Raw genomic sequence first — 16,845 nt, forward strand, 5'->3', positions numbered from 1 at the left:
GCCTAACTTTGTGCCCCGTGGGTCATCAAAGCGCCCGCGCCAGTGAGCCAACCGCCTCACCACACAACCAGATTGGTGTGGCCGAATCCCTTGGCGTAGTGGAACACCGAGCCCGTATGCTTCAGACCATCGCTTCGGTATCTGCCACTGGACGTTTTCCGCCGTCCGGATCTCCCGAGCGAAGCGTCCGGCTTCCGGCAGAGAAAATGTCCTGCACCAACCCGAGCTTGCCGAGTCCCAAAATGATCAGGCCGTTGATGTCGATCTCGTACCAGGCGTGCGAAATGTAGGCGTCGCGCGGAAACCGGTGATGGTTGTTGTGCAGGCCTTCACCGAAAGTGAGGATCGTGGTCACGAACTCGTTGGTGGTGCCGTCGTCGAGATCGAAGCGGCGGTAGCCGTAGCGGCCGTCGCTGTGGCAGACCGAGTTGACCAGTGATGTCGCCATGGTCATGAGGTAACCGCGGAACAGGCCGGAGAACAGGATGCAGCCGGTCATCGTGTGCACGCCGCCAAACGCGTAGCCGATCGCGCCCGGAATAATCACTGCCGAGAGCGCGTACCAGTACCAGCGCGTCCTGGTGAAGAACATGGCGATCGGATCGGCCAGGATATCCTTGGCGTAGTATTCGGCATCCGTGGTGGCCTGGTCCCACACCCAGCCGCCTTGCGCATGCATCATCCCCTTGGCGAAGGTGACATAGGGGTTGCCGTCGCAGTCATAGTAAGGGCTGTGGACGTCGCCGGGCTTGTCGGAGTGAAGATGATGCCGGCGATGATTGCTCACCCATTTCAGGATCGAGCCCTGCACCGCCATGGTGGCGATGGCCGCGAACAGCGTCCGCATCACCGGACCGCAGCGGAAGCTGCGGTGCACGAAGTAGCGGTGCATGAAGCCGATGCCGACCGTGGAAAGCGCGAACGTGCCGGCGAAGACCGAAACCTCCACCCAGCCGATGCCTTGCCAGAAGGCCCAGACCAGCGCCGCGATCGACCCACCGATCATGATGACGAAGGAGATGTAGGAATCGCGAAACTTGGCGTCGACCACGGGACCTTCGACCAGTACGCCCGGCGGCATTTTCCGCTCCGCAGCTTCCGCCGGCACCACGCTTTCGATTACGGTCATTCCAGCCGATCCATTCACACAAAATTAACCCTGCTGCGGCGCACAGTACAACCTCGGGTTATTTCCATCAAGGATTCGAGCTGCCGTGGGAGTACGGAGCGGCGACTTGAAAACAGGCGACCAGAGGAAAAAGAAACCGGATTTCAAGGCCTGGTGACAGCGTTAACCAGGTACAAAGCCTCCGCAATGCACTCCCAGTAGACCGATGCCAGGACAAAGCAAGCGCCCCCTCCCTCGCCTTCGCAAGCTCCGGCGTAGCGCGCGATCGATGCGAAAGACCTTCGCCCGCGCACCGCGGATGGTTCGGATCGCGGGCGGCGCGGCGATGCTGCTTGCGGTCCTCGTCCTCGTGAACATCGCCTATCAAACGGTGCGCAAGCCGACCGAGCTGTTCGTCCTAGTCGGCCATGCGCTCGACAAGGAGCCATCGGACACGTGGCGGCAATACGGGCCGCTGTTCCGCAAGCATTCCACCGCGACGATCACGCCGGAATTGCTGGCCGCGCTGGCGCAGGTCGAGACATCGGGCAATCCGCTCGCGCGCACCTACTGGCGCTGGCGATGGAGCTTCAATCCGCTCGCGATCTATCGGCCCGCATCGAGCGCCGTCGGCCTCTTCCAGATGCTGGACGCAGCCTTTGCTGACGCCGCGCGGTTCTGCGTTCGTGGCAACGCGGTCACGGAGGCCGGCTGCGGCTCGACCTTCCTCTATAGCCGCGCGATTCCGAGCCGCGCCATCGAGCTGGCATCGGTGTATCTCGACCGCAATCTCGCCGATGTTCTCGCCCGCGCGGGCGATGTGAAGGCGAGTGCACGCGAGAGGCAGGATCTCGCCGCCTTCATCCATCTCTGCGGCGCAGGCCCCGCAACGGCCTTCGCACGCCGCAAGTTTCAAATGGCCGCCGACGAACGCTGCGGCGATCACCTCGTCGCGAGCTATGTCGCCAGGGTCAACGCGATGAAGCGGCAGTTTGTGCGGCTCGCCGCGGAGGACGGCGACTAGCAAAGGAGCGTAGCCCGGATGAGCGAAGCGACATCCGGGAATGCTGCGGCAACGTCCCGGATATCGCTTCGCTCATCCGGGCTACAGGAGCCAATCAATTCCGCGTCCGTCGGTGGCCTTCACCACCAGTACGGCCAGCGCCATCCCTCGTAGCGGACATATGACGATACCAAGGGCGGGCCGTAGGGATCGACCCGGTCGTCTTCCGGGCGATAACGATAGCGTGGAACGATATTGTAATCCCACGGCGTCGGCCGGAGCACGGGGACATCCACCCTCAGCCGTTGTTCATCCACCACTCGCGCCTTCCGCGCCCGGGCTTCGGCATCCGATATCCCGAGATTGCACAACACCAGGGCGGTTCCGAGCGCACACGCGACAGTCATGATCTTCATGCGTTGGTCTCCTTCCCCCAAGAGTGCAAAAGGACGTCAAGCAAGGCAAGCGAATTTGCGATCAAGCTTTGCCGGAATGACCGATGCCGGCCGCCCCGCCGTCATTGCGAGCGGAGCGGAGCAATCCAGACTGTCGACCGCGGCCCCTACTCCCGCGCGCGCCGCACCGCCTCCGTCAGCTTCATCCTCTGCTTGTCCCACCGGCTCTGCTCCGTCTCGGCACGCTCCTCGAGCGCCGCGCGCTCAGCTTCGATCGCCTCCGCCCGCGATTCGTGCTGCCGCCTCGCGTCGTCCAGCGCCGCCTGCGCGTTCGCGACTGCCTTGTCGCGGCGCGCGCGCTCCTTGGCGCGAGCGGCCTCCTCCTTGCGGCGCTCGGCTTCCCGCCGCCGCTCTTCCTTCTCGAACGCCGCGGCGGCCTTGCGCGCCTGTTGATCGTCGACCTTGCGGGATGGTTGCTTTGCAGCCTTCGCCGGAAGCTTTCTCGGCTTGGACTTCGCTTTGGGCTTTTTTGGCTTGGCCTCGTCGTCAGCGAGATCGGTCGGCAACTCGGAATGCTCGGTGAACGGGCCGTCCGAGCCGACCGGACGCCGGAGCACCACGCCCGGCTTCTCCATCGTTGCCGCGACGATGTCGGGGTCGTCGGTCTCCTTCGCGGCGCCCTGATGGAACAGATTGGACCTGGCGCCCCAGGCGTCCAGTGCTGCCTTCATCGAGGGCGCGGCGATCGCCTGGTCGTAGAAACCGAGCGAGGTCTGGTAGGTCTTGAGTTTTCTTTTTGGTTTTTCTTTTTTCGGCATGTCGCTCCGCAGCTGGCAAGCCACCAGCTTCCAGCGGCGCCATCATGCCATACTGCCCCTGTTTTGCCCGACGAGTCAAATTCGATTCGGTATCGCCGAAGTCGATACGGGCGCGGAGGCCCAATACCAACGTTTTCGGATTTCCAACACGCTGAAATCCCTTGAGATTTCTACTGTGCATGGGGTTGTTTTCGAGGTTTTGTTTTGACGGCTCGCCACCTACGCTGCGTCGACATCCTCAGGCGCCGCCCCCGCGACGAGCCCGTCGAGGCCGACCATCAGGAGATCGGCGATGTGCATGAGCTGGTAGAGCGGAATGTCCGCCTCACCCTGCTCGGCCAGCGACACGAAGACCGGCGTGGCGCCGATCAGCTCTGCGAGCTGCGTTTGCGTGTAGCCGCGCCTCTCGCGCGCGCTTCTCACGCGCGCACCGATCCCGAGCCGGTGCCGGGACTGCTCGTCCGCGGTCATCATCACGGCCTGCTCGTCCGCGCTGGCATAGCCGTCCGCGAACGCGCTGCCGATCAGCCTCCCCTTGCGCCAGGCGACCCGGCAGTCCTTGCGCAGTCCGCTGCTGAAGACCAGCGTGAACTGCTCGGCGACCCAGAGCGAGGCGTTGAGGCCGAGGCGCGCGCCGGTGCCGGAGACATCGCGGATCGTGCAGGGCGCGCTGATGACCTTGCCGGTGCCGTTGTCGAACTCGACAATGCCGGTCCGCAAAATGTGATGTCTGACGGCGGCGCGGTGCTCGCTCATGACGGGACGCTCCTTGCGCGGCGACGTCGCAGCCGCAACTTCCGGACCTCGATACCGCAGAGTTTTTCCTGAACTCCTAAATTTCCAAGGGTTCGACCAGGACTGAAAGCCATGGTAAAGGATTTGCTCCCAATCCATCTTTATCCGACGGACAGCGTGCGGCGCGCCCGTGACGGGCGACGAGGCGAATAATGACCGACGCGATGAAATGCCCGACCTGCAACTCCGAGCACGCCTATCAGGATCGCGGCCTCTGGGTCTGCCCGGAATGCGGCCATGAATGGAGCGGCACGGCAGAGGCCGTCGCGGACGCCGCGCAAGAGGCCGGCGTGCGCGATGCCAACGGCAATGCGCTCGCCGACGGCGACAGCGTCATCGTGATGAAGGATCTCAAGGTCAAGGGCTCCTCCTCCGTGGTCAAGGGTGGCACCAAGGTCCGCAACATCCGCCTGCAGGACGCCACCGACGGCCACAACATCGCCTGCAAGATCGACGGCATCGGCGCGATGAACCTGAAATCGGAGTTCGTGAGGAAGGCGTAGCCGAGGCCCCGGACTCGCCAGGGCAAATCCGCCAGCGAGCGCGCCGAACGGCTGGGGCGGGAGCTGACCTGCCGCGGCGTCAAGTTTACCACCATCGAGTGGTAAGCGCCGTCTGGAGGCTGCGATCTATCGCTGTCTCTGCGCCAGATAGAATCCGCACAGCACCGTCACCAATCCCGCCGTCTGCAATAGTGTCGGCGGCTCGCCGAGCAGGAGCCAGCCGGTGAGCACCGTCAGCGCGGGCACGCAGGCGGGCACAACGGCGGCGCGGGCGACGCCGAGGCGTTGGACCGAGACGGCGAACAGATAAAGCGCAGCCGGGCCGGCGAGCACGCCCTGTGCCAGCGCCTGGATAGCGTTCTCACTGAACCCGATCGCCGCGATCCGCGCGAGTCCGCCGGTCATGAGGTAGATCGGCAGCAGCAACAGTGACAGCACATTGATGACGAGCGCAGCCGACACGGCGGAGACACGCCAGTAGCGCACCAGCGCGCCGAAACCTGCGAACATCAATCCGGTCAGCACGAAGGTCAGATCGCCCAGCACGCCGTCGGCCCCGATATGGCCGATCGATTCCGCGCCGATTACGCCAAGTCCGCCGACGATGACAAAGGCGCCGGCGATGCGCGACGCGGAGACATGTTCCTTCAGGAACAGGGCCGCTAGCAGCAGGCCGCCGAGCGTCGCGCAGGACGGCTGGATCACGCTGCCATGGCCGAGCGGCACGAACAGGAATCCAGTGTAGGAGATCAGCGACATCACCGGGCCGCCGAGCACCATCAGCGCAAGGCCCCTGCCCCAGCCGATGCCGCAGAGATCGGAGATTCCGCCGCGTATCACCAGCGGCAGGAACGCGATGCCGGACCAGACATAGCGATGCACGAGCAGATCGACCGGCGTGAAGCCGAGCTTGAGGCCATGCCGCGTGCCGGCAAAGCCGAGTGCCCAGAACAGCGCCGCGGCGAGGCCGCAGAGCACGCCGACAAGCGCCGGCACTTGATCGTTCTTCCGAATGCGAGCGTCAGCGCCGCTCGTCCGCTGATCCATGGGACAAAGCGGTACGCCGACAGAGGCCGTCGCTCAACCCATGTGCCTGCAAGGCTGGCACGCAAGCGAGAGACGCCAGCGCGCCTTCGCTCAGAAAAATCCCGTGCTGAGATCGAGCCCATACGTCAGGCTGAGCACGAACACGAACAGCGCGGCGGCTGCGAACAACGCGAGATGCTTGAGAATGAACGCGCGGGGCGAGACGCTTGCAACAGCGGCTTTCTGTGCAACGGGCATGACTACTCCATTATGAAAATGATTCTTGGCTGCTCAATATGCGGCGCCCGCATCAAGCGCCGCGATCCAGAAAGCAACTATTAAAGAGATCACACTCGCTTTGAACGGCCGTACACAACCGGCACGTGATCATGACTCGCTGCGCCAAAAAAAGACCGCGCTCCCGAAAGGGAACGCGGTCCGGGCAGACTCGGAGAAAGCGAGCCTGCATCACATTGGCTTGACGTTGGCTTGTGGCGCCCCCAGATCAGCGGGCGCTACCCGTCGTGACATCAGCGGTCTTCACCTTGCGCGGCGACAGAACGCGGGCCTGGTGGACCGAAGCAACGTTGGTGGGCGCCGAGGCCTGCTGCTCGACATGCGCGGCACCGAGCACGCGCACCTGCATCGGGGAAACCGGAAAGCCGTTGGCCTCATAAGTCGGCAGTTCGGCGGCGAAAGCCGCGGTGCTGCCCGCGATCGTCAGGATGGCGGCGGCGATTGACAGAGTCTTCTTGTTCATGGGTGATGCTCCTTCAGTGGAAGATTCGGAGCACATTTAAGCGCATTTTGCTGCATTGCGACATGTGCTGTTGCAATGCAACAACGCACCGGGTGCATGGCAATATGTTTAATGCGCGCGATGTCTTGGCAAAATCACCGCCCCGGCGCGAAATGACACCCTAATGAGCGGCGGTCAGCCGCCGAGCACGTGGCCCCAGCCGTCGAAAACGTAGGCTTTCCAGATCACGGTTCCGTCTTGGCCCGGCCGGCTGGCACGCCTGAAATCGTCGGCCTGCTCAGCAGTCCAGGTGATGATCGTATCGGAGAGTTGGTCGTGCAGGATGGCGGGCTCGGTGGGATCGAAGGCGTCCATCGGACGAAGCGAGGAATGCGTCATGCGCGCCTAACGCGCTAGCCGTTACAAGGTTGCCCAACGTGCCTGCGAAACACCGCCACGCGGCCCGCGCCAAAATATTCGCCTTATCGAATTTTTGCACAACGCTGGCGAGCAAGCGCCCCTGGAACCGCAATGGAACCGCGTTGCCGCCGCGCAACACCTGCTCGAAAAGCCCGCTTTCGCCGAATTGCGCCATTGCGCCGCCACACCCTCCCCAGAACAATCGACGCGCGGCGTGCCTTTTCGTGCAAGACTGTTTGGCCAAGACTGTCTGGTCAGACTATTCGGAGAAGACGAGGTTCAACAGAACCGTTTGGAGGCAGGGATCATGAATGATCGGCGGTCTCTTCTGGTGGCGGTCTCCTGCCCCTCGGCGGTTCTCGCCGGCTGGCTGGCGCTCTCTCTGTCCGCCTATGCCCCGGCCCTCATCGAGAACAGCGGCGCCAATGCTTCCGCCGTCTCGCGCGCGAAGGATCTCAGCCGACTTGACCTCGCCGACATCCCGCACGCTGCGGCCATCGAGGACGGCGTTGCCCTGACCTCCGATATCGCGGCCGCTATCGCTGCGACACCAGAATTGGTCAATGCTGAAGCGGCAGCGCCCGAGGCGCCAGCTCCGGCCATCAAGCTCGCCTCGGCCGACCCAGTGCTGATCTTGCCGACCGAAGCGCCGCTCGCGCCGCAGATGTCGCCTGACCCGACACCAGTCGCCAGCGAGGTTGCTCCGGCTCCGGCGCCGGAGCCCTTGGTAAAGCTCGCATCCGCCGATCCCACTGAGATCGTGACGACGGAGGCGCTGTCGCCCGCGACAATCGCGACCGGCCCCGCGCCCGTGGCGAGCAAGGCCTCGCCGTCTGCGGACACGACCGCGGTCCTCGACGAATGCTACGTGATGGAAGCCTGCATCGACCGCTATCTCTGGGCGCTCTACCAGCGCACGGCCAAGGAAGACTCGATCAAGGTCACAGATCGCCGGGCCGTCACCGTCAAGCGCAAGGGCAAGATGGTCACAGTGATGCGCAGCTTCACGAAGCTGGTTGACGAGGACTTTGGCTGGAAGGATCCGAAGGCGGCCGACCGCGCCGGCATGTCGATGATGGACTACGTCATCGGCGGCATGGACAAGAGTTTCAAGAAAAAGCTGTTTCGCACACTGCTCGCGGCTGAGGCTGCCGGGCTTTCGCCGGGCATCACCAGCGCGTTCCGCGACGACTATCGCCAGTCGATCGCGAGTGGCCTGAAGGCCGCCTCCGACCGTTCCTATCACGGCGGCAGCACGCGCGGCGGCTACGGGCACGGCATGGCGGCCGACATCGTCAGCACCAAGGGCGACAACCGCGCGCAGCGCTGGGTCTCGACCGAGGTGCTGTGGAAGTGGGTCGACGCCAATGGCAAGGCGCTCGGCATCGGCCGCCCCTATCTCGGCCGCGATCCCCCGCATGTCGGCCCGGTCGATGGTACGGAATACGTCTCGCGCCGAGGCACGTCGGACCGCAAGGAAGCCAACGTCAAGCCGAGAAAAGCGCGGGCCGTGGCAAGCGCAAAGCCGCCGAAGGCGAAGGCACAGGCGACGCGCGAGCAGAAGGTCCCCGCGAAGCCGCAGAAATCAGCGCAATCAGCCACGAAGCGCGCGACCTGAGTTTGACGGCTTATCGTCGCGGCGTCGGCAACGGCACAAGCCGCATCTCCGCGGTGCCTGCTTCCTGCGTGCGCACCAGCACCGCATAGATGGTTTCGACTGCGAGCCGCACCGCCGCCTCGGTCGCTGTGCCCTTAGCCAGATGCGCCGCGATCAGGCCGGTGAGAAGATCGCCGGTGCCTGAGGGGCGGATCGGAAGGCGCGGCGTCGCAAAGCGCGACAACTGACCGCCGGCGCACAGAATCGTTTCCACCTGCCCTTCCGCCGTATCAGTGAGCGTGCAACCGGTGGCGACCACGTCGATGCGCCCAGTCCCGGCCAGCGCCGCGCACGCCGCGCGCAGGCCCTGCGCATCCGCGATGTCGAGGCCTGCGAGCAGCCCGAGCTCGAACTGGTTCGGCGTGGTCAGATTGGCGGCGGGCAGCAGCCGGTGCCGGACCACGTCCAGGATGCCGTCGGCGACATAAACCCGGCCGTCATCGCCGATCACGGGGTCGCAGAGATAGACCAGCTTCGAATTGCGGGTCAGCGCCCGCTCGACGAAATCGGCAATGACAGCGGCATTGCTGGGCGAACCGAGATAGCCGGTAACGAGGACCGCAGCCTCGTCGACGAGATCGCGCTCTTCGACGCCTCTCAGCAGATCTGAAACGAGCTCTGTCTCCAGCACCCGCCCGCGCAAGGTCGGATAGCGCGGATGGTTCGACAGCAGCGTTGTCGGCACGGCCGCGACATTCACCCCTTCCGCCTGCATCGCATAGGCGGCGGCGCTGTTGCCGACATGGCCGTGGACCACCTGGCTTTGAATGGAGATGACGAGCATGAGGGAGGTCCGTAGGAGTAATTGTCTAGCGAGAGAAGGGTCGCCCGGATCACGAAAACTCATATCCAAGTCCCGGCCGCAGCGCTTGCATCTTCCGCGCCAGCCGCCGATGCCCGCTCTCCTCCGACCGCGCAAGCCGGCCGGCGACCGCGACGTGGTCCACATCGCTCTTGTGCTGATTGAGCTTGGCCTGCCCCTCGACGGTATCCACCACGAGATCGACGACGCGGATCGCAGCCAGCATGCTCTCGCGCTTGCCGGGCTCCATCTGTGCGAGGTCCCAAGGTTTTTTTGGCAAGCGCGCTTCCGAGACCGCGAGTAGTGCATCGCCGTGCCTGCGGTTCTCGTCAAGCCCGCGCAGATGCGCTACGCCGGACAGGTGCACGGCCTCGTAAAGCCAGGTCGAGACGTTGTCGCGCGAAGAATACCAGTCATTGGAGATGTAGGCGTCGTCGCCGGCAACGATCAGCAGAAAGCGCCCCGCACCATCCGCGAGCGGGACGAGCGGATTCCTGGCGGTGAAATGGATTTGCACGATCGTGTGCCCGTCGCGCTGCTCCAGCACGAAGGGCACATGCGAGGCGCGTGGACCGCGCTCATCCGCCGCGACGATCGTGCCGAAGCCGCGCTGGCTTGCGAATTCCAGCGCTTGCTGCTCCTCGATGCGGAATTGGGGGCGGAGGACATGCATGGCGAGGCGCTCGTTGACTGGCTGAAGGACAAACCGAGGCTAACTCATGATCCAGTCAAGTCAGAAGGGGTATTGGCCCGCAAACGCGGATGTCAGGAATGATCCCGGAGTCGTGCCAGCTCATCGATATAGGCGCAGAACATGTCGGCCATTGCGTCGGCGTGACGCGCGATCTCCGCCTCGTTGCGCGGTGTCTCCGAGAACTGCTTGCCAACCTCGCTCAGCGTCGTCTTGATCAACTCGCCGGCAAGCGCCCGCGTCGCATCCGGCGCCCTGGGCAGGGCCTCCCGCATGAAGGCCGCGACGATGCCCTTACCGGCGGCCCGCGCGTCGTGTGCTTCGGGCGCATCGCGATAGAGCGGCGCGGCGTCGCTGAGCGCCGTGCGGATCGCAGCCTCCTCGCACTCGGAACGAATGAAGGCGTGGACGAGCGCGCGCAGCCGTACCAGTGGCGGTTTCGCCCGGTCCGCCAGGATGCCGCGCAGGAGCTCGCTCGTGCGCCGCCACTCGTCGCTCTGGAGGCGGAACAGGATCGACGCCTTGTTCGGAAAATATTGATAGAGCGACCCGACGCTCACCCCGGCCCGCTCGGCCACTCGCGCCGTCGTGAAACGCTGCGCCCCCTCCTTGGCCAAGACCTGAACAGCCGCGTCCAGAATGGCCGCCACCAGCTCGTTCGAGCGGGCCTGCTGTGGCTGTTTTCGTGAGGAAACTGAATGGCTTCGGCGATCTGCCATGGCACCCTCGGGCAACGCGAATAGCGAATGCGACGAATTAGTCGTATTTCAATTCTCACGCAAGCACTCGCAGCACGGCGACATCTGGAGACTACACATGACCACCCCGACCATCACATCACTTGCGCCACTGCTCGATCGTCTGTTCGACCAGGACGAAGCGGCGCGCGGCGCGATGCGAGCCGCCTTCGCCGATGTGACCGACGCCGACCGCGCACGGATGATGCGGAGCAAGACCGCTTACCGCGACCTCTACGGGCGGCTGAAGGACGCACCGCTCGCGGTCTCCCGCGAGACCGGTCAACTGCTTTACATGCTCGCACGCAGCTCCCGCGCCAAAGCGATCGTCGAGTTCGGCACCTCGTTCGGCATCTCGACCCTGCACCTTGCCGCGGGCTTACGCGACAATGGCGGCGGCCGCCTCATCACCAGCGAATTCGAACCGTCCAAGGTGGCCCGGGCGCGCGAGAACCTCGCGGCCGGCGGGCTGCTGGACCTCGTCGAAATCCGCGAAGGCGACGCGCTGAAGATGCTTCAAGTCGACCTGCCCGACACGATCGATCTCGTGCTGCTCGACGGCGCCAAGGCGCTCTACCCCGATATCCTGGATCTGGTCGAAGGCCATCTCCGGCCGGGCGCGATCATCGTCGCCGACAACGCCGACGACAGCCCCGACTATCTGGCGCGCATGCGCAGCCCCGGAAGCGGCTACATGTCCACGGCCTTTGCCGAGGACGTCGAACTCTCCGTGCGGATCAACTAACGCCACGTCGAATCGGCGCGACACCAATGAGCCGCCGCGCGAACCATCGCGCGGCGGTTTCGTGCTGCGCTCCGCCGTGTCGCAGGTTCGTCACTGACGCGTGATAGTTGGACCCGGCAATGTCGCTGCCGCCTTCGTCGGCATCGCGCTGATCGTGTCCGGAGTGGTGGTCATCAACCTGTTCTCGGCGGCCACGGTGCATTGATGCCGGCAAGGCCTTCAGCTTCGCGACGCCGTCTCGCAGCCGGCTCACGCTATTGGCTTTGCGACGGCTTGGGAGGATGCGGCCTGGATCGCTTCGCGCCAGGCTTGGCCGCAACTCGCGGCGGCGCCGCATCGACCGATTCCAGATAGGCGGCAAGTGCCTTGGCTGTATCCGAACTGGTTGCGTAATGGTCCTTCAGGAACCAGGACAGCGTCAGATTGAAGCGCCCTTTGGCAAGGCCGCGGGGGCTGCGATGGCACGTCGTGCAACCATCGGCGAAGAGCTTTTGCGGCGACTTGCCGGCATCGAGATTTTGCGCGGCGGCAAATGTCGCCGTCAGAACGGCCGCGGCTGCAAGAGTCATCGTTGGAAGAGTCATCAGGGGCGCGATCAGATCGCGCCCCGGTCGAAAGTACGAGATCAATGTCGTCCTGCCCGGTCTTGCGGTCAGGCCGCCAATAGCTGATCGAAGTCGGGCGGCGCGTAGGCCTTGCCGTCCTGGTCGGTGATGACGACCTTCCACCCCTCGCTCGCCCAAACCTTCGCCTTCGCCACGATGAGCAAACGGCTCTCGCGGGCAAAACTGCACTTCTCGTTGTCGCGTTCTGCGACCATCTTGTAGGCCAATGCGCATCCCCTTGCGTTGCCCCTGCACCTGCTCTCGTCGTGGCAGCGGGCTTTGGCGGCAATTCGCCGGGAGCGTGGCAATTTGGTGCCATCCGCGGCAGCATTGTGCTTTGTTCCGGCTGAGCGAAGGAGATCGATCGTGCGCCGCTTCATCAATGCGATTCTGCTTGTCGCGGGCTTGTTTGGTGCGGGCCTGCTCGGCGTGCCGCCGACAGCCGCCCAGACCTACGATCCGCGCCATCCCGTCTGCATCGAGATCTACACGATCGACGGCCGCAGCATCGATTGCAGTTTTGCGACGATCGCGCAGTGCGCCGCGACCGCCTCCGGGCAGTCCGCCCAGTGCTACGCCAATCCTATGCCACGCGGAGCAGACAGCTGAGCCCGGTTCCGTCGCCGCCGCGACGAAGCCGATAGCATCAGGTCAGCGCTCCGATCAGTGGACGCGAATGATATGGGGACGGCCAAGATCGATCAGCCCCTGCACCGCCGAGAGGCGGTCGTCGAGAGCTGCGATGGTCAGCAACAAATTGTTGCGGCGTTCGTCGAGAAGGCCCATCTCGGCGCCGGAGAGTTTGGTGCTCGATCGCTCCTTTTGAATCACCTCGAGAGATTGGCGCAATCCGGCAATCAGGCCGGACAGCTGCTTGGCTTCCTTGGTCATCGACCGCTTGGCGACATTGTGGCGGCGCGTCTCCGCCTGGTTCTGTCTCATCGTCGTCATCCTCCCGTGCCCCGCTGCCCCGAGTGGAATGCTTACAGCTTTGAGTAGACATATTACGATCGATGAAATCTGCCCGCGAAGAAGCTTCTTAAATTGTATGGGCAGGGAACCCGTTCCGGCCCAAACAGAAAGCCCGGCGCGAGGGCCGGGCTTTCGTTGGCAACTTTAGTGCTTTTGGTGCCCGCCACCGGGACCGCCGGCCGGGGCACCGCCGCCGTGCGGCGCGGCGTTGATGTGAGGTGCGCCGCCGCCACCGCCGTGAGGCATCGCAGGCGCAGCCGCGCGCGGCGCAGGCATTTGGGCATGAGCGTTCATCGGCGAACCGTGGCCGACGTTCGGCTGAGCCACATGCGGCATCGCGGGCCGGCTTGCGGGAGCGGCTGATACGCGCGGCGCCTCATGTGGGCGCGCCATCGGCTGCGCACGCAGAGCCGCGCGGTGTGCGGCCTGCTCGTGCATGATGCGGGCCTGAGCGTCCCGCGGATTGCGGCTCTGCAGATTGGTCCGCTCATGCGCGATGGGGTCAGCTCGTCCCGCACGGCTCCGGTCCGTCGTCACCGGAGTCTCGTGCCTGGCGATGGCGGCGTCGTGCCGTGAAGTTGCGGCATCACGGCCGGAGACCGCGGCCGCGCCCTTGACACTTTCCTTGGCATTCGCGCCGTTGCGCCCGAGTGCGACCGCCGCATCGCGCGTTGCCGCGCGGCCGATGCGAGCCGCGCGTGGATCGATCGTCATCCGCGTCGCGTCGCGCTGATGCGAAGTCCAGTAGCTATTCCAGTGAGCATGCCGCCGATACCAGGGCCGCCCCTGATAATAGCTCGACCAGTACGAGGTCAGCACGAAGGGGACGATCGGCACGTCGACCTCGTCGACATAGTCAGGGAGATAGACGTAGTGATTGCGATAGAGATATTCGAGATATTGCGACGACACCCAGCCACGGTCATCCGAGAAGCTCACGTCGCACCAGGCGTTGCCGCGCAGGCAACCATGGATGTCGACGCGGGCGCCCTCGGGGATGCGATCGACCAGGGGAAAGCCCGAACCCGGCCCGGCGCGCAGGCCGGTCGAGACGGTGACCATGCCCGGTGCGGCCAGCGCGGCCGTCGGGGCGAGCAGCAATGCGGCTAACAACACGCTTCGGAATTTCATGGCGTAGTCCTCCTCTTTCGAGTCGGAACGCGCTAGCGGAACGGGCGTTCCGCGTACGAAGGTCTCATCCGCCAAAAGATCGAGACGGATGCCGCGCGCGGTTCAATATTCATTCGCCGTTCATCGACACCGCGCGCAGAGAGAGCCTACGTGTGCGCCGCCGGCCCGTCAGTTCACTTGCAGCATGAAGCCGTCGAAGTACGCAGCAAGCGCAGCAAAATCATCGAGCGGCAGCACGGTCGCGACATACTGATCCGGCCGCACCACGACCATGCAGCCCGCCTTGCGGTCAATGCCGCGCATGGTGAAAACGTCCTGACCATTCTTGAGGTCCGGACAGAACATCTTCTCGTAGTCGATCAGGCCGTAGCGGCCCTTGCGCGGCAGCAGCAGCGCAGGCATCGCCTCGAGAGCGAGCTCGCGATGATCCTGCTGGAAGACCGCCCGCAGGTCGATCACGCTATCGATGTCGGCGACCGCGGGGGTGTAACGCCGGACCGGCGACTCCCGCGCATCGGAGAGAAAATTGCACAAGGCGCGAACGGCCGATCCGGTTGCTGCAGGATCCTCAGCGCCGGAGAAAGCGTAGATGCGGAAGCGGCCATCCGCCTGCGCAGCGTGACCGAGATGCACCGGCTTGGCATCCGCAAGCCGGATCACCGGTGCGGAATGAAATCGCGTGCCGATGACGAGGCCTTGCGCGAGATGCTGGTGGGACGTCGCTCCCGTCAGAACCGACGGGCGGTAATGCGTCGCCGTGCCGGCGGTGTAGCGACCGTGCCTCACGAAATAGTCCTGCGTCCTGGCGGCGTCGGCGCCGCCGGCCTTGGCGGCGGACGCAAGAATCCCCGCCCATTCCCGGTCGAAATCGATCAGCTCTTTGGCAACCGCCTGGCGCTCGGCCGAATAGGAATGCAGCAGGCTCGGCGCAGACTGCTTCCGCAAAACGGCAGCGAGCTTCCAGCCGAGATTGAAAGCGTCCTGCATCGAGACGTTCATGCCCTGCCCCGCCTTCGGGCTGTGGGTGTGGCAGGCATCGCCGGCGATGAAGATCCGCGGCAGCCGCGTAGCGGTCTCGGTCTCCGGCACGTCGTCGAACTTGTCGGTCAGGCGCTGGCCGATCTCGTACACCGACCACCACGCGATCTCCTTCACATCGAGCGTATGCGGCTTCAGGATCCGCTGCGCCTTCGCGATCACGTCATCGGCGGTGATGTTGCGATTGGCGACGCGCTCGCCGATGTCGAGCTTGGCGAGCTCGACATAGAGGCGCACCATGTAGCCGCCCTCGCGCGGAATGATCAGCAGGCTGCCGTCCTTTGCCGACTGGATCAGAGCCTTGAAGCGGATGTCCGGAAAATCGGTCACCGCCAGCACGTCCATCACGCCCCAGGCATGATTGGCGGAATCGCCGAGCAACTCGCGACCGATCGATTTGCGCACTGTGCTGCGGGCGCCGTCGCAGCCGACGACGTAGCGCGCCTTGATCGTCTCGATCTTGCCCTCGTTCCTGCCATCGACCCGTTCGAGCCGCGCCGTCACGGCATGGTCGGCGGGACCCGCGGCCGGATCGACCTGAAGGTCGAGCAGGCGCCGGCTGTAATGGGGCTCGAGCCTGCCCGGCGCCTTGCGCATGACGTCGAGAAAACCGTCATGGATGCGCGCCTGGTTGAGAATGACGTGCGGGAATTCCGACAAGCCGTCCTCGACGTCCTGCACCCGGCCGCTACGGACGATATGTTCCGGCACCCGCTCGTCCGGCTTCCAGAATGTCGTCTCGTTCACCCAGCAGGCTTCCTTGAGGACGCGCTCGCTGAATCCGAAGGCGTGGAACATCTCCATGGTGCGGCATGCGATGCCGTCGGCCTGCCCGACCAGCAAGCGGTCCGGTTTCTGCTCGACGATGCAGGTCTTGATGTCGGCAAACTGCGCAAGCTGGCCCGCGAGCGTCAGGCCCGCAGGGCCACAGCCGACGATGAGGACATCGACCTCTTCAGGCACGGCGCCCGTTGCGCCAGAAGGCTGAATGCGCGCGGCGGGATCGGCGATTTCAGGGTCGCCCGGCTGAAATCCATTGAGATGGAATTGCATGAGCACCTCTCCCGCCGATGTTCCGGTTGGATATTGATCAGTATGCTGACTATCAGTATACTTGTCAACGATCCCGGCCGTCCCGCCCCAACGGAGAAATTCGGTGAAAGACAACAACGACATGCCCGGACATCTGGCGCGCCGATTCCAGCAGATCGCGGTCGCGGTGTTTTTGGCCGAGGTCGGGGATGCCGGCTTCGACCTCACGCCGGTGCAATACGCCGCGCTCGCGACCATCAAGGCCAATCCGGGGCTCGACCAGGTGACGCTCGCAGGATTGATCGCCTACGACCGCACCACCATCACCGGCGTGATCGACCGGCTCGTGCAGAAGGGGCTCGCGGAGCGCCGCGCCTCGCGCCGCGACCGCCGTGCCCGCGAGCTCGAGATCACCGACGAAGGCCGCCGCACGCTGCGCAAGATCACGCCGGCCGTCGAATCCGCGCAACGCATCATGCTGCGTGGCCTCAGCGCGAAGGAAGGTGATGATCTGATGCGCCTCCTGCACAAGGCGATCGCCGCCGGCAACGAACTCAGCCGCGCCCCGCTGCGCGGAGTGCAGGCATAGAGCGTTTTCGAGCGAGGTGGATACCGCTTCGCGTCAAGA

The 16,845-nt window shown here is 64.5% G+C and carries 22 protein-coding genes; 6 read left to right on the forward strand and 16 right to left on the reverse strand.

Annotated elements, in window-relative coordinates; translation table 11 throughout:
* Positions 1-121: 121 nt before the first annotated feature.
* On the reverse strand, positions 122-1,129 hold the full coding sequence (locus IVB36_RS38125) for an acyl-CoA desaturase (RefSeq protein ID WP_247394894.1): 1,008 nt from the start codon (positions 1,127-1,129) through the stop codon (positions 122-124).
* A gap of 205 nt (positions 1,130-1,334) precedes the next feature.
* On the opposite strand from IVB36_RS38125, the gene IVB36_RS38130 reads away from it, so the two are divergent.
* Positions 1,335-2,132, forward strand: coding sequence for a transglycosylase SLT domain-containing protein (locus IVB36_RS38130; RefSeq protein ID WP_247394896.1), 798 nt, complete (start codon positions 1,335-1,337; stop codon positions 2,130-2,132).
* A 119-nt stretch (positions 2,133-2,251) separates the two neighbouring features.
* Here IVB36_RS38130 and IVB36_RS38135 read toward each other — a convergent pair whose 3' ends face one another.
* The 3 genes from IVB36_RS38135 to IVB36_RS38145 all read right to left on the reverse strand — a co-directional run bounded on the left by IVB36_RS38135 (position 2,252) and on the right by IVB36_RS38145 (position 4,080).
* Positions 2,252-2,527 (reverse strand): hypothetical protein, encoded by a 276-nt coding sequence (locus IVB36_RS38135; RefSeq protein WP_027517656.1) that lies wholly within the window; start codon positions 2,525-2,527, stop codon positions 2,252-2,254.
* 146 nt (positions 2,528-2,673) lie between these two features.
* Positions 2,674-3,324 (reverse strand): cell envelope biogenesis protein TolA, encoded by a 651-nt coding sequence (locus tag IVB36_RS38140; protein WP_247394899.1) that lies wholly within the window; start codon positions 3,322-3,324, stop codon positions 2,674-2,676.
* 219 nt (positions 3,325-3,543) lie between these two features.
* The gene (locus IVB36_RS38145; protein WP_085353553.1) at positions 3,544-4,080 is read right to left on the reverse strand and encodes a helix-turn-helix domain-containing protein; all 537 of its coding nucleotides are present in this window, start codon (positions 4,078-4,080) and stop codon (positions 3,544-3,546) included.
* A gap of 191 nt (positions 4,081-4,271) precedes the next feature.
* Between IVB36_RS38145 and IVB36_RS38150 the strand changes: the two genes are divergently transcribed.
* Positions 4,272-4,622, forward strand: a complete 351-nt coding sequence (locus IVB36_RS38150) for a zinc ribbon domain-containing protein YjdM (RefSeq protein ID WP_018454521.1) — start codon at positions 4,272-4,274, stop codon at positions 4,620-4,622.
* Between the two features lie 126 nt (positions 4,623-4,748).
* Here IVB36_RS38150 and IVB36_RS38155 read toward each other — a convergent pair whose 3' ends face one another.
* The 4 genes from IVB36_RS38155 to IVB36_RS38170 all read right to left on the reverse strand — a co-directional run bounded on the left by IVB36_RS38155 (position 4,749) and on the right by IVB36_RS38170 (position 6,786).
* Positions 4,749-5,669, reverse strand: coding sequence for a DMT family transporter (locus IVB36_RS38155; protein ID WP_249803344.1), 921 nt, complete (start codon positions 5,667-5,669; stop codon positions 4,749-4,751).
* 90 nt (positions 5,670-5,759) lie between these two features.
* The gene (locus IVB36_RS38160; protein ID WP_247394903.1) at positions 5,760-5,906 is read right to left on the reverse strand and encodes a hypothetical protein; all 147 of its coding nucleotides are present in this window, start codon (positions 5,904-5,906) and stop codon (positions 5,760-5,762) included.
* A 247-nt stretch (positions 5,907-6,153) separates the two neighbouring features.
* Positions 6,154-6,408: a hypothetical protein gene (locus IVB36_RS38165; RefSeq protein ID WP_018454524.1), complete on the reverse strand. Its 255-nt coding sequence runs from the start codon at positions 6,406-6,408 to the stop codon at positions 6,154-6,156.
* A gap of 174 nt (positions 6,409-6,582) precedes the next feature.
* Positions 6,583-6,786 (reverse strand): hypothetical protein, encoded by a 204-nt coding sequence (locus tag IVB36_RS38170; RefSeq protein WP_247297420.1) that lies wholly within the window; start codon positions 6,784-6,786, stop codon positions 6,583-6,585.
* Between the two features lie 328 nt (positions 6,787-7,114).
* Here IVB36_RS38170 and IVB36_RS38175 point away from each other — a divergent pair, with 328 nt between their 5' ends.
* The gene (locus IVB36_RS38175; RefSeq protein WP_247394904.1) at positions 7,115-8,425 is read left to right on the forward strand and encodes a hypothetical protein; all 1,311 of its coding nucleotides are present in this window, start codon (positions 7,115-7,117) and stop codon (positions 8,423-8,425) included.
* A gap of 10 nt (positions 8,426-8,435) precedes the next feature.
* Here the strand turns inward: IVB36_RS38175 and pdxY are convergent, their stop codons facing one another.
* The 3 genes from pdxY to IVB36_RS38190 all read right to left on the reverse strand — a co-directional run bounded on the left by pdxY (position 8,436) and on the right by IVB36_RS38190 (position 10,676).
* Positions 8,436-9,248, reverse strand: a complete 813-nt coding sequence (gene pdxY / locus IVB36_RS38180) for a pyridoxal kinase (RefSeq protein ID WP_018454527.1) — start codon at positions 9,246-9,248, stop codon at positions 8,436-8,438.
* A 49-nt stretch (positions 9,249-9,297) separates the two neighbouring features.
* Positions 9,298-9,939, reverse strand: a complete 642-nt coding sequence (locus IVB36_RS38185; RefSeq protein ID WP_085353559.1) for an FMN-binding negative transcriptional regulator — start codon at positions 9,937-9,939, stop codon at positions 9,298-9,300.
* A 92-nt stretch (positions 9,940-10,031) separates the two neighbouring features.
* On the reverse strand, positions 10,032-10,676 hold the full coding sequence (locus IVB36_RS38190) for a TetR family transcriptional regulator (protein WP_026232754.1): 645 nt from the start codon (positions 10,674-10,676) through the stop codon (positions 10,032-10,034).
* Between the two features lie 97 nt (positions 10,677-10,773).
* Here IVB36_RS38190 and IVB36_RS38195 point away from each other — a divergent pair, with 97 nt between their 5' ends.
* Positions 10,774-11,439, forward strand: coding sequence for a class I SAM-dependent methyltransferase (locus IVB36_RS38195; protein WP_247394906.1), 666 nt, complete (start codon positions 10,774-10,776; stop codon positions 11,437-11,439).
* Positions 11,440-11,693: 254 nt separating this feature from the next.
* On the opposite strand, the gene IVB36_RS38200 is transcribed toward IVB36_RS38195, so the two are convergent.
* Positions 11,694-12,008 (reverse strand): hypothetical protein, encoded by a 315-nt coding sequence (locus IVB36_RS38200; RefSeq protein WP_085353560.1) that lies wholly within the window; start codon positions 12,006-12,008, stop codon positions 11,694-11,696.
* A gap of 83 nt (positions 12,009-12,091) precedes the next feature.
* Positions 12,092-12,271: a hypothetical protein gene (locus IVB36_RS38205; protein ID WP_026232755.1), complete on the reverse strand. Its 180-nt coding sequence runs from the start codon at positions 12,269-12,271 to the stop codon at positions 12,092-12,094.
* Between the two features lie 139 nt (positions 12,272-12,410).
* Between IVB36_RS38205 and IVB36_RS38210 the strand changes: the two genes are divergently transcribed.
* Complete coding sequence (locus tag IVB36_RS38210; RefSeq protein WP_018454534.1) at positions 12,411-12,653, forward strand: DUF3551 domain-containing protein; 243 nt, start codon at positions 12,411-12,413, stop codon at positions 12,651-12,653.
* Between the two features lie 54 nt (positions 12,654-12,707).
* Here IVB36_RS38210 and IVB36_RS38215 read toward each other — a convergent pair whose 3' ends face one another.
* The 3 genes from IVB36_RS38215 to IVB36_RS38225 form a co-directional block, all read right to left on the reverse strand.
* The gene (locus IVB36_RS38215) at positions 12,708-12,986 is read right to left on the reverse strand and encodes a hypothetical protein (RefSeq protein WP_026232756.1); all 279 of its coding nucleotides are present in this window, start codon (positions 12,984-12,986) and stop codon (positions 12,708-12,710) included.
* Between the two features lie 174 nt (positions 12,987-13,160).
* Positions 13,161-14,147 carry an SH3 domain-containing protein gene (locus IVB36_RS38220; RefSeq protein WP_026232757.1) on the reverse strand — a complete coding sequence of 329 codons (987 nt, stop codon included), beginning with the start codon at positions 14,145-14,147 and terminating at the stop codon, positions 13,161-13,163.
* Between the two features lie 168 nt (positions 14,148-14,315).
* Positions 14,316-16,238 carry an FAD-binding monooxygenase gene (locus IVB36_RS38225; protein ID WP_018454537.1) on the reverse strand — a complete coding sequence of 641 codons (1,923 nt, stop codon included), beginning with the start codon at positions 16,236-16,238 and terminating at the stop codon, positions 14,316-14,318.
* Positions 16,239-16,341: 103 nt separating this feature from the next.
* Between IVB36_RS38225 and IVB36_RS38230 the strand changes: the two genes are divergently transcribed.
* Positions 16,342-16,806, forward strand: a complete 465-nt coding sequence (locus IVB36_RS38230; RefSeq protein ID WP_018454538.1) for a MarR family transcriptional regulator — start codon at positions 16,342-16,344, stop codon at positions 16,804-16,806.
* Positions 16,807-16,845: the final 39 nt, after the last annotated feature.

It is taken from the genome of Bradyrhizobium sp. 35 (assembly GCF_023073215.1).
GTDB classification, from domain to species: Bacteria; Pseudomonadota; Alphaproteobacteria; order Rhizobiales; family Xanthobacteraceae; genus Bradyrhizobium; species Bradyrhizobium canariense_D.

Bases quoted from the DNA above. Each gene is read 5' to 3' on its own strand.
- IVB36_RS38130 (WP_247394896.1), top strand. From the start codon at position 1,335: ATGCCAGGACAAAGCAAGCGCCCCCTCCCTCGCCTTCGCAAGCTCCGG.
- IVB36_RS38215 (WP_026232756.1), bottom strand. From the start codon at position 12,986: ATGAGACAGAACCAGGCGGAGACGCGCCGCCACAATGTCGCCAAGCGG.
- IVB36_RS38195 (WP_247394906.1), top strand. From the start codon at position 10,774: ATGACCACCCCGACCATCACATCACTTGCGCCACTGCTCGATCGTCTG.
- IVB36_RS38155 (WP_249803344.1), bottom strand. From the start codon at position 5,669: ATGGATCAGCGGACGAGCGGCGCTGACGCTCGCATTCGGAAGAACGAT.
- IVB36_RS38185 (WP_085353559.1), bottom strand. From the start codon at position 9,939: ATGCATGTCCTCCGCCCCCAATTCCGCATCGAGGAGCAGCAAGCGCTG.
- IVB36_RS38160 (WP_247394903.1), bottom strand. From the start codon at position 5,906: ATGCCCGTTGCACAGAAAGCCGCTGTTGCAAGCGTCTCGCCCCGCGCG.
- IVB36_RS38190 (WP_026232754.1), bottom strand. From the start codon at position 10,676: ATGGCAGATCGCCGAAGCCATTCAGTTTCCTCACGAAAACAGCCACAG.
- IVB36_RS38200 (WP_085353560.1), bottom strand. From the start codon at position 12,008: ATGACTCTTGCAGCCGCGGCCGTTCTGACGGCGACATTTGCCGCCGCG.
- IVB36_RS38150 (WP_018454521.1), top strand. From the start codon at position 4,272: ATGACCGACGCGATGAAATGCCCGACCTGCAACTCCGAGCACGCCTAT.
- IVB36_RS38170 (WP_247297420.1), bottom strand. From the start codon at position 6,786: ATGACGCATTCCTCGCTTCGTCCGATGGACGCCTTCGATCCCACCGAG.
- IVB36_RS38140 (WP_247394899.1), bottom strand. From the start codon at position 3,324: ATGCCGAAAAAAGAAAAACCAAAAAGAAAACTCAAGACCTACCAGACC.
- pdxY (WP_018454527.1), bottom strand. From the start codon at position 9,248: ATGCTCGTCATCTCCATTCAAAGCCAGGTGGTCCACGGCCATGTCGGC.
- IVB36_RS38145 (WP_085353553.1), bottom strand. From the start codon at position 4,080: ATGAGCGAGCACCGCGCCGCCGTCAGACATCACATTTTGCGGACCGGC.
- IVB36_RS38125 (WP_247394894.1), bottom strand. From the start codon at position 1,129: ATGACCGTAATCGAAAGCGTGGTGCCGGCGGAAGCTGCGGAGCGGAAA.
- IVB36_RS38225 (WP_018454537.1), bottom strand. From the start codon at position 16,238: ATGCAATTCCATCTCAATGGATTTCAGCCGGGCGACCCTGAAATCGCC.
- IVB36_RS38220 (WP_026232757.1), bottom strand. From the start codon at position 14,147: ATGAAATTCCGAAGCGTGTTGTTAGCCGCATTGCTGCTCGCCCCGACG.
- IVB36_RS38135 (WP_027517656.1), bottom strand. From the start codon at position 2,527: ATGAAGATCATGACTGTCGCGTGTGCGCTCGGAACCGCCCTGGTGTTG.
- IVB36_RS38175 (WP_247394904.1), top strand. From the start codon at position 7,115: ATGAATGATCGGCGGTCTCTTCTGGTGGCGGTCTCCTGCCCCTCGGCG.
- IVB36_RS38165 (WP_018454524.1), bottom strand. From the start codon at position 6,408: ATGAACAAGAAGACTCTGTCAATCGCCGCCGCCATCCTGACGATCGCG.